The following is a 10,741-nucleotide window of genomic DNA, read 5'->3' on the forward strand; positions in this document are numbered from 1 at the left end:
TGTGTCCTGCTGACTGCACCCGTGCTCTCATTTTCTACGTTTTGACGATTCAAATTTTTACCCCTGCTGAACAGTTACAATGAATCTAAATAAAGGAAAGCGAATTATCTATTTTGCAACAACAAGTGACAGCATGAAAGAACTGATATCGGAGCTGAATGAAAGAGGCATTCCAAATGATGATATTGGTATTGCCTATGCGGATGATAAGCAGAAAGATGAGAAATTTCCGCCTGAATTAGTAGCGAAGAAAAAAGGAATCCGTGAGGTAATGGAGACTCAAGAAATAGTGCCATCTGACATAAAAATTCTGATAACTACCAGCCAGAATAAAGAAGGCATCAACATTAATGATCTGGATATAAAGGATATGGTCGTTGAATCTCATCAACGAGATGAGGTCAGGCAAATGGCTGGCCGAGTCAGAAATGGCCTTGATAATTTGATAATTGTTACTGATGCCAAGCAACATAGTTCAAGTGGTGATCAGTTTATATTCCAGGTTAATAAAAATTGCAAAAATGGTTTGAACAATGCATTTCAATCATGGATTAGTGCAGATACGGCACGGAATTGCCTTGATGAAAAAAAGCAGGCCATTGCAAAAGCGGAAAAGATGTTCCGCTATCTACGATACGATTATTTTAGTAGTGAGTTTCGCTTATACACAGGACGCAAAGTTGGTGACGATATGGCTGAGGACTGTGAAAAAGCGTTTAGAAGATATGTCTCAAATTGGGAAGACGCTGAATATACAGGTGATCAATATGGATATAGTACCCTCTGTTCCTGGTTCCCAAGTGCCAATACCGTTTTATATGTGAATGCGTCAAATTTGCGCTCTGAGACAAAAAAACTTCTTGCTGATGTCGTGGGGAAGGTTATTACTAAAGATGAACGAGATTCAATCACCATAGAACTTCAAAAGATTGTAAAGGTGTATGGACCAGAGGATACAGGAATTTCCAGAGACTTCAAGAGCCTTGGCCCAGCTTTAGCAAAGTTGGGATATAGACTAGAAAATGCTGCTGACGCAAGACATGGAACTGCATTTGTCATATACAAGGAGGATATAATAAAATGAAACGTATTTTTACGTTTTTCTTAGCGATTATGTTGGCTTTCTCATGTGTTTGCTTTTCTGCGATAGCAGTAGAGGATACAACGCCGTTTGAAGATATTATGGAACAAGACTATTACTATAATTCTGTACTTTGGGCGGTGGAGAACGGGATTACCGGCGGAGTCACAGAGAATTTGTTTAAGCCAGCGGCCTCTTGTACTCGTGCACAGGTTGTTACGTTCCTGTGGCGTGCAAATGGTAGGCCAGAACCAGCCGCGCAGTCAAATCCTTTTAAGGATATCACAGAAGATGACTACTTCTATAAGGCTGTTCTATGGGCTGTTGAAAAAGAGATTACTGGTGGCGTTTCCATAGATAGATTTGCTCCAAATCAGCATTGTACTAGAGCCCATGCAATTACGTTTCTCTGGCGTTCTAAGGGATGCCCGATGGAATCCTTGGATAGCCCTATGATGGAACAGTATTCTGGTGAGTATTTTTATAATGCGCTCAAATGGGCAGAAAAAAGCGGCTTAATTTGGGAAGATTCAGACTATTTTGAACCAAGAGAAGATTGCCCCCGAGCAGATATTGTTACATATATTCACTATGTAGCAAATCCTAATGCAGTTCCGAATAGCATGTCATCTGCGTCCTGGATAGATCATATCAATAAGTATTATTATATCAATCTTGTGGGAACGTATGATACCGAATACGGCGACGATACGGCGCCACTTCAAATCGGAAACGCTGGTGAATTGGCGGCATTCGCTACTTTTTCAAATAGCTCCATGAAACGAAATTTCTCCAGTAAATATGTCATGCTCACTCAAGATATTGATTTGGGAATGTACGAATGGGTACCCATTAGTAAGCCGATAGAATCCAAGGACAATGGGGCAGCCTTTTATAATGGTGGTGGCTTTATGGGAACTTTTTCCGGAGGAAACTACTTGATAAAAAATTTAAACGTCAATAGAAAAAATAGTAGCATCCTTGGGTTGTTTGGCGCATTGAACTGTGGAACTATTAGGGATGTTTCTGTATCAGGAAATATCATTGGGAATTGGAATGTGGGCGGCATTGCGGCTTATAACATGAATGGCAAAATTATAAATTGCAATAGTTGCATGACACTTAAAAGTGATGGTTATTGTGTAGGCGGTATTGTCGGACAGAACTGTGGTGGTAGTATTACTGATTGCTCTTTTTCTGGAACCATTGCTGGAAATAAAACAAATAGCGGAAATGTTGGTGGTATTGCTGGCTGGTGTGGTAACGGCATAGTGGAAAAATGTATGACTAGCGGAACAGTAACTGGAAATTTCCGTGTTGGCGGGATTGTTGGTCGCTTGCAATCCAATAGTAGTGTTTTAAACTGTATTTGTACCGGAAAGGTTTCGGGTGTACGGTACTATGACGTTTTTGTTGGTATGAACGATGGTAAAAATAATGTGATTTCTGGATGTACCACATATATATGATAATTATTGATAAAGAGTAATCGCTGAATTGAATAATTCTGATGCTAATACGCTCAAACGCATCTGCATCAAAAGGATGGGGATAAAAACTATTTACCATATATAAAACCGTTTTTCTCCCCAGACTTTCGCTATTTGGATTCCCTATGCCCGCAGGCATGATAGCGACGCAATTCGCAGAATTGCAATGGAGCGGAACCAACCTTGTTCTCCGCCTTGCTTACGGTGCCGATACATACTAGACTTTCATTCGTGGCGGGCCACCAGTCTTCGGATTTACTAGATAGGCCACTTTGTATGCCGCTTTTGAGCAGACTTCCGATGAGAAGAGAGCTGCGACTCTTATTCGTGCTACTCAGGTATGATGTTTGGCTTCAAAATAGCATAGAAAACATGGTTTCTACTTGGGGCATACTCCAACGCAGCGGATAACGGCGGATTAACATAAAAAGTCTAGTTAATCGGGAAGGGGACGTAGGCCATCTCTAACGTCTGTCAGCTATGCAATTACAATGGAGGACACCATAATATATTAGCTAAAAGTGCTTCTTGACATTTTTAACCAACGTGTTATGCTTAATACAGCCATTTTGATTGTGACAAACATGGCCAAATACGCAATATAGGGTCAATACTTTACAGCTATTGCAAATCAAGAGTTTTCCATGGAGAAGCTCATCGACATGCTGGAGGATTCTGACGATGTGCAGAACGTTTGGCATAACTGGGATAACGACTGAGTTGGATACCGGGGAGGACAGCGCAGGCTGTCCTCTTTTTTATTTCCATATATTGAACAAAAGAAAACTTTTGTTCAGTTTAAATGGATTCTACCGCTGGTCGGTTGCCTTTTTGGAGAAAACAGGGTATCCTGACGGCGAGGTGAACAGCATGAACAAAGAGCGGCTTGGTACATTTATCGCAGAAAACCGAAAAGCATTTGGCATGACCCAAAAGGATTTGGCGGAAACGCTCCACATCACGGATAAGGCTGTCAGCAAGTGGGAGAGGGGATTGAGCTATCCCGATGTAACACTGCTGGAGCCGCTGGCGGCGGCGTTCAGCCTCAGCGTTGAGGAGCTGGTGGCCTGCCGGAAACGGGAGACAGAGGAAAGAGAGGAGGAGCCTGTGCGTGCACTATTGGATATTTCCCGGGATAATCTGAAAAGGGAACGAAGACGGGGCGGGCGGCGTTCCGTAGTACTGGGCGTATTATTGATAACGGCGCTGATGGCGCTGGCGCTTTTATATGCGGATACTTTTCTCAGTGAACAGCGGGAAGACGCTATTATTCTGAAAGAGACCGTGAACGGAGAGAATTACCTGTATGTAGAGGAGGAAGGTCATCTTCTGAAATTGAAATGCGGGGACGGAATCGACTTCGATGGGCTGACACTGCAGAATGATTTCAGGGAACCCAATGTTTTCCGCATAGACTGCCGGTGGAACAAGAGAACGTATGTGGGGACCGTCCGGAGCTGCGAAGTAACAGACAGAATTGTACTCGGCTTGGCAGGTATGGTGGGCAGTATGATGGGTTTGGACACAATAGCAGAAACAGGGGATCAGCTATTTGGCTATGAGTGCGTGTTTTTCGAGTACATAAACGCCTATCCAAATCCTAACGGCAATGGAGAGCTTTACAGCTTCCGCTTCTGGAGCTGTGACCCGGAGACGTGGGAGAAGGAAAAGCTTTTGCTGACGGTAGACGATTGCTTTGGTTTTGCGCAAACAGATTACGACCATGACGGCGTCACGGAGCTGGCAGTCCGCACTCGCTGGGCAGAGAAGCCTTACACGGTTTATGACATGGTGGATGGAAAGGTTACAGAGACTTGGCCTGATACAGTGGACCCGGAGCTGACATCACTTCTGCGGACGGATTATGAACGGCAGAAGGACTTAGAACAGGGTATCCGATAAGAGGAATGTCATGGATGAAAACAAGGTCCTCTGGCGTATCTGGGTGGATACCAGGCAGCGTATTGTATCCTTCCACGAGGCGGAGGGCTGTGAACTGCTGGAATTCCACAGTCAGGAGATGTTCCTTCGCTGTATCGACCAGTATACTGCCGCCCAGTATCGTTACCAATGAGAACATATAAAATGAGCCCCTTCCGCGTATTCCGCAGAAGGGGCTATATCATAGCGCGAGCAAAACTGTAAGCCGGGTTCTGTATTTGACAGTCATCTATCTCGACGCACTGTTGCCAGTACGCTCAAGCCACCCCGGGAGCGGCCGGGCCAGCCTATATGCTCCCATACCGGTGTTGCTCCGGATAGAGTTTACAGCATCACGATGTTCCCATGTGATGGGTGAGCTCTTACCTCGCCTTTCCACCCTTACCGTCAGAGCTGCGCTCTGCCGATAAACCGATTCCTGCGGAATCGGCCGCCTGCGGGCGGGCTGATTGGAATCGTGAAGAGGGACCCTTCGTCCCTCTTCACACAACACCCCTGCGCATTCGCTTGGGTAAAGTGTCATCAACCATCGCAGTTTACCAGCACAGTGCAGCCTTGACGGCGGTATATCTCTGTTGCACTTTTCCTCAGATCGCTCTGGGCGGGCGTTACCCGTTATCCTTGCCCTGTGGAGCCCGGACTTTCCTCATGACAGGCCTTTCGGCCTGGCCACGCGACTGTCTGTCTTACTCGCCCATTTATTTTACTAAACCAACAGCGGATTGTCAACGCGGAAAATTTTTCCCGCTCGTTGTTTTTTTCTGCTCATTGCGGTATAATTTTACGGTATGAATTTCCCATTCAGAAACCCGCCCTCGGGCGGAGCGTATAAGGAGCGTTCTCCATGAACTTTGAGGAATATTTGGATTCCCTGCGGGACAAGACCGTGGCGGTCATCGGCATCGGTGTTTCCAATCAGCCGCTGATCCAGCTGCTGCTGAGCCGGGGCATCCGTGTCACCGCCTGCGATAAGAAAAACCGGGAGGCTTTGGGCATCGTGGCCGAACAGCTGGAGGCCAACGGCTGCAGCCTGCGGCTGGGGGAGGGCTATCTGGACGGCCTGACCGAGGACGTCATTTTCCGGACGCCCGGTATGCGGCCCGACCTGCCCCAGTTCACCGCCGCTGTGAAGCGGGGCAGCATCCTGACAAGCGAGATGGAGGTCTTTTTTGAGGTTTGTCCTTGCCCGAAGATCGCTGTCACTGGCAGCGACGGCAAGACGACCACCACCACCATCATCGCGGAACTTTTGAAGCGGGCGGGAAAGACCGTCCATTTGGGCGGCAACATCGGCCATCCGCTGCTGGCGGAGACCGGGAAGATGAAGCCGGAGGACATTGCCGTGCTGGAGCTGTCCAGCTTCCAGCTGATGACCATGACGCACAGTCCGCATATTGCCGTCGTCACCAACCTGGCGCCGAACCACCTGGATGTCCACAAGGATTTCCGGGAGTATATTGATGCAAAGGAAAATATCTTTACACATCAGTCGGCGGAGGATATTGCGGTATTCAACGCCGACAACCCCTACACGCTGGAGGAGGCCGGCCGGGCTGTGGGCCGGGCACGGCTGTTCTCACGCCAGAAGGAGCTGGAGGACGGCGTGTTCCTCCGTGGAGGCGCTATCATCGCCAAGCGTGACGGGGCGGAACGGCAGGTGATGACTGCCGCCGACATCAAGCTCCCCGGCGTCCACAACATTGAAAACTACATGGCGGCCATCGCCGCCGTGGACGGCCTGGTGCCTGACGGGATCATCCGGGACTTTGCCCGGGAGTTCGGCGGCGTGGAGCACCGGATCGAGCTGATCCGTACCCGGAACGGCGTGCGGTGGTACAACGACTCCATCGCCTCCAGCCCCAGCCGCACCATCGCGGGGCTGAACTCTTTCAAAGAGAAGGTCATCCTCATCGCCGGAGGCAAAGACAAGGGCATTTCCTACGAAAGTCTGGGTCCGGTCATCAACGACCACGTAAAGCTTCTGATCCTCTGCGGAGCTACCGCCGGGGTCATCCGCCAGTCCACGGAGCAGGCCCCTAACTACGGCGGTCTGGAAATCGCAGATGTGACAGACTACCACGAGGCCGTCGCCCTAGCGGACAGCCGTGCGGAGGAGGGGGACGTGGTGATCCTGTCTCCGGCCAGCACCTCTTTTGACCGCTTTGCTAACTTTATGGAGCGGGGCAGGGTGTTTAAGGACATCGTAAATGCGCTGAAGTAAGAAGTGTATAAGGCCAACCCTTTTCCGCATAAGGATAGCGGGAGGGGGTGATGCTGTGGGACCCGGTTTTTTCTACTACCGCAGGCGAATAAACCGCCGGGCGCTGACGCGGCTCCTGGCGCTGCTTCTGACGGCGCTTCTGCTTGCAGCCGCCGTGTTCGCCATGCTGCAGCTCCGGCCTCTGCTGGAGAGTTTAGCGACCACCCGAGTGTCCAATACGGTGAACCGCATCATTTCCGAGGCAGTGGATGAGGCTATCCAGTCCGGAGAGATCCGGTACGACCAGCTGATCTCCTTTGAAAAGGACAACGAGGGGCGCATTACCGCCGTCCACAGCAATATGGCGGTCTGCAACCGGCTGCAGTCCGAGATTTTGGACCTGATCCTGACTCGGGTGGGGCAGGTGTCCGCCCGGGAGCTCAGCATTCCCATCGGCAGTCTGACCGGCTCTGCGCTGCTGGCGGGGCGCGGCCCCCGCATCTCCGTGCGGATGGAGTCGGTCGGCACCTCGTCGGCCTGGTTTGAAAATGAATTTGTTACCGGCGGCATCAATCAAACCAATCACCGCATTATCCTCCATATCGAGGTCAGCGTTGCCATCCTGCTGCCGGGCGTTACCACAACGACCAGGGTCAGCAATGCCGTCACGGTAGCGGAGACGGTCATCGTCGGCTCCGTGCCGGAGACCTACACCTATTTCAGCACGGACCCCACCACCTATGAAGAGGATCTGAAAGATTATATCCTGAACAACAGCTAGGGAGGACCCCCATGGAATTTAAAGATTACCGCGAGGAAATGAAATATCTCCGGGACTTTCTGAACGAGCAGGGCTACCTGTATTATGTGCTGGACGCGCCCGTCATCCCGGATTATGAATACGACCAACTCAACCGCCGTCTGGAAGAGCTGGAGGCCCAGCACCCGGAGGAGGTCACGCCGGACTCTCCCACCCAACGCATCGGCGGCAAGACCCTGCAAGGATTTTCACCTTACACCCATGAGGTGCCGCTGGAAAGCTTACAGGACGTATTCAATGACGGCGAGGTGGCGGATTTCTGTGACCGGATGGACGAGGCCCTGGGCACTTCCGCCGTCTATTCCGTGGAGCCGAAGGTGGATGGCCTGTCCGTGGCCCTGGAGTACCGGGACGGCGTGTTCGTCCGGGGCGCCACCCGGGGCGACGGCCGCGTGGGGGAGGACGTGACGGAGAATTTGAAGACCGTCCGCTCCATTCCCATGACTCTGCCGGAAAAGCTGCCCCGGCTCATTGTCCGGGGCGAGGTCTACATGGCCCGTTCTGTATTTGAAGAGATCAACGCCATGCGGGAGCTGCAGGGAAAGCCTCTGATGGCCAATCCCCGGAACGCCGCCGCCGGTTCTCTGCGGCAGCTGGACCCCAAGATCTGCGCGGAGCGGAAGCTGGACATTCAAGTGTTCAACCTCCAGCTGGCGGAGGGGCGGGAGTTCCTGACCCACGCCGAGACACTGGATTACCTGGCCTCCCAGCGGTTCCGGGTCATCCCCCACAGGACCCTGACCGGCACCCGGGAAGTGCAGGCCGAGATCGACCGCATCAACGATGAGCGGATGGATTATCCCTTTGATATTGACGGCGCGGTTGTAAAGGTAAATAACCTGTCAGACCGCACTGTTCTCGGTTCTACCGCCAAATTTCCAAAGTGGGCGGTGGCCTTCAAGTACCCGCCGGAGAAGAAGCCCTCTAAGGTGCTGGACATTGTGGTACAGGTGGGCCGCACCGGGGTACTGACCCCCAAGGCGGTGCTGACGCCTGTCCGTCTGGCGGGTACCACCGTCACCAATGCCACCCTCCACAACCAGGACTATATCGCGGAAAAGGACATCCGCATCGGAGATACCGTCATCGTCCAGAAGGCGGGGGAGATCATCCCCGAAATCGTGGAGGTGGTCAGGGAGCAGCGCCCGGAGGGCACCGTGCCCTATACGCTGCCGGAGGTGTGCCCAGTCTGCGGCGCTCCCGTGGTCCGGGACGAGGACGGCGCCGCCCTGCGCTGCACCGGCGCGGAGTGCCCCGCACAGCTGCTGCGGAACCTTACCCACTTTGCCAGCCGGGACGCCATGGACATCGACGGCTGTGGTCCCGCCGTGGTGCAGCAGCTGGTGGACAGCGGCCTGATCCGTAATGCCGCCGACCTTTACAGCCTTCACGCGGCAGATGTTGCAAAGCTGGACCGCATGGGTGCTAAGTCGGCGGAGAACCTGATCCGGGCCATTGAGAAGTCCAAGGCCAATGATCTCAGCCGCCTGATCTACGGCCTGGGCATCCGCCAGGTGGGAGAAAAGGCTGCCAAGGTGCTGGCCTCCCATTTCGGCACCATGGACGCCCTGATGTCTGCTACGGCTGAGGAGCTGACGGAGATCGACGATGTGGGCGGTATCACGGCCCGGTGCATTGTGGACTACCTGGCCCAGCCCCAGTCCCGGGACCTGATTGCCCGTCTGAAGGCGGCGGATGTGAACATGGAGAGCACACGGCAGCAGGTGGACGACCGCTTCAAGGGGATGACCTTCGTCCTCACCGGCACCCTGACCCGGTTTGACCGCAAGACCGCCCAGGCGATGATCGAGGAGCGGGGCGGCAAGGCTTCCGGTTCCGTGTCTAAAAAGACTACCTACGTGGTGGCGGGCGAAGCCGCCGGCAGCAAGCTGACGAAAGCCCGGGAGCTGGGCATCCCCGTGCTGACAGAGGACGAGTTCGCAGATATGCTGGAGTAACGCAGAGCGCCGGAGGCGGCTTTCCGCTTCCGGCGCTTTCCTGAAAATGAGGCTTTTTATGAAAGAGAAAACATTTAAAATCGGCGATATACCAGCTGTGGTGTACGGCCCCGCGTCGGATAACGTGTGGCTGTTCATCCACGGCAAATGCGGCTGCAAGGAGGAGGGACGGGCCTTCGCTGAAATTGCCTGTTCCAATGGCTGGCAGGTGCTGGCCATCGACTTCCCGGGCCACGGAGAGCGGACAGGCGGGGAGGGCTTTGACCCCTGGCACGCGGTCCCGGAATTGCAAAGTGTTATGGATGATGCGCGGAAACACTGGCGGCATATTGCCCTCCGGGCCAACAGCATCGGCGCATGGTTTTCCATGCTGGCCTTTCAGCCGGCGCCCCCAGAGCGGGCGCTGTTCGTGTCCCCGGTGCTGGATATGGAGGCGCTCATCCGGCGGATGATGGGCTGGGCCGGCGTGACAGAGGCGGAACTGGAAGCCCGGATGAGCATCCCCACGAACTTCGGGGAGACCCTGTCCTGGGACTATTGGCAGTACGCCAAAGCACACCCCATTCAGCACTGGGACTGTCCTACGGCCATCCTGTACCCCGGCGGAGACACCATGACGGAGCGGAGAACAGCGGAGGACTTCGCCGCCCGCTTCGGCTGTGACCTGACGGTCTATGAGGAGGGTGAGCACTGGTTCCACACCCCGGAGCAGCTCCGGGTCCTGGCGGACTGGGAGCGCAGTCAGACGGCTGCGCCCCTTGAAGTAGTGGCCGCTCTGATCTGGGAGAAAGACCGATTTCTGGCCTGCCAGCGCCCGGAAAATAAGGCCCGGGGCGGCCTGTGGGAGTTCGTGGGCGGCAAGGTGGAGCCGGGGGAGACAAGGCCCCAGGCCCTCATCCGGGAGTGCCGGGAGGAGCTGGGCGTCACCGTGTCGGTGAAGGAGCCTTTCCTGGAACTGATCCACCGTTACCCGGACCTGACTATTCACCTGACCGTGTTTCACGCATCCATCGCGGAGGGAACGCCTCAACTGCTGGAGCATCAGGCGCTCCGCTGGGTGACGCCGGAGGAGGCGAACGTAATGCCTTTCTGCCCGGCGGATGAGGTCATCGTAAAGAGGCTGCGCAGCACCCTGATATGAAAAAAGCGGGGCATTTGCCCCGCTTTTTCGTATTGTCTTGACAAAGGCAACCCCCGGCTATGCCGGGGGACAAAAAGAGCTTATAGCGAGGGGTGGAGTAGACAAGAAAA

At 53.3% G+C, this 10,741-nt stretch carries 8 protein-coding genes and 1 other RNA gene; 8 read left to right on the forward strand and 1 reads right to left on the reverse strand.

Translation table 11 applies throughout. The features are described from left to right. The first annotated feature begins 133 nt into the window (after nucleotides 1–133). The 4 genes from JQM68_RS13120 (at nucleotide 134) to JQM68_RS13135 (ending at nucleotide 4,645) form a co-directional block, all read left to right on the forward strand. Entirely contained in the window at nucleotides 134–1,084 is a 951-nt protein-coding gene (locus JQM68_RS13120) for a hypothetical protein (RefSeq protein ID WP_235223474.1), read from the forward strand. Continuing rightward, nucleotides 1,081–2,550 (forward strand): S-layer homology domain-containing protein, encoded by a 1,470-nt coding sequence (locus tag JQM68_RS13125; RefSeq protein WP_235223475.1) that lies wholly within the window; start codon nucleotides 1,081–1,083, stop codon nucleotides 2,548–2,550. The genes JQM68_RS13120 and JQM68_RS13125 overlap by 4 nt, the downstream gene beginning before the upstream one ends. Before the next feature lie 702 nt (nucleotides 2,551–3,252). Beyond that, a complete protein-coding gene (locus JQM68_RS13130) occupies nucleotides 3,253–4,473 on the forward strand; it encodes a helix-turn-helix domain-containing protein (protein ID WP_235223476.1) in 1,221 nt (406 codons plus the stop codon). 10 nt (nucleotides 4,474–4,483) lie between these two features. Continuing rightward, complete coding sequence (locus tag JQM68_RS13135) at nucleotides 4,484–4,645, forward strand: hypothetical protein (RefSeq protein WP_235223477.1); 162 nt, start codon at nucleotides 4,484–4,486, stop codon at nucleotides 4,643–4,645. A 52-nt stretch (nucleotides 4,646–4,697) separates the two neighbouring features. Here JQM68_RS13135 and rnpB read toward each other — a convergent pair. Then, an RNA gene (rnpB, locus tag JQM68_RS13140) (RNase P RNA component class A) lies at nucleotides 4,698–5,205 on the reverse strand. A gap of 151 nt (nucleotides 5,206–5,356) precedes the next feature. On the opposite strand from rnpB, the gene murD reads away from it, so the two are divergent. The 4 genes from murD to JQM68_RS13815 are packed head-to-tail and all read left to right on the forward strand — an operon-like array spanning nucleotide 5,357 to nucleotide 10,631. Then, the gene (murD, locus tag JQM68_RS13145; RefSeq protein ID WP_235223478.1) at nucleotides 5,357–6,733 is read left to right on the forward strand and encodes a UDP-N-acetylmuramoyl-L-alanine--D-glutamate ligase; all 1,377 of its coding nucleotides are present in this window, start codon (nucleotides 5,357–5,359) and stop codon (nucleotides 6,731–6,733) included. 55 nt (nucleotides 6,734–6,788) lie between these two features. After that, nucleotides 6,789–7,493, forward strand: coding sequence for a sporulation protein YunB (yunB, locus tag JQM68_RS13150; protein WP_235223479.1), 705 nt, complete (start codon nucleotides 6,789–6,791; stop codon nucleotides 7,491–7,493). A gap of 11 nt (nucleotides 7,494–7,504) precedes the next feature. Then, nucleotides 7,505–9,490: an NAD-dependent DNA ligase LigA gene (ligA, locus tag JQM68_RS13155; RefSeq protein WP_235223480.1), complete on the forward strand. Its 1,986-nt coding sequence runs from the start codon at nucleotides 7,505–7,507 to the stop codon at nucleotides 9,488–9,490. A 58-nt stretch (nucleotides 9,491–9,548) separates the two neighbouring features. Further along, nucleotides 9,549–10,631, forward strand: a complete 1,083-nt coding sequence (locus JQM68_RS13815; protein WP_268821526.1) for an alpha/beta fold hydrolase — start codon at nucleotides 9,549–9,551, stop codon at nucleotides 10,629–10,631. Nucleotides 10,632–10,741 lie beyond the last annotated feature (110 nt).

Origin of the sequence: Oscillibacter valericigenes (genome assembly GCF_021531435.1) — a bacterium.
GTDB lineage: Bacteria > Bacillota > Clostridia > Oscillospirales > Oscillospiraceae > Oscillibacter > Oscillibacter valericigenes_B.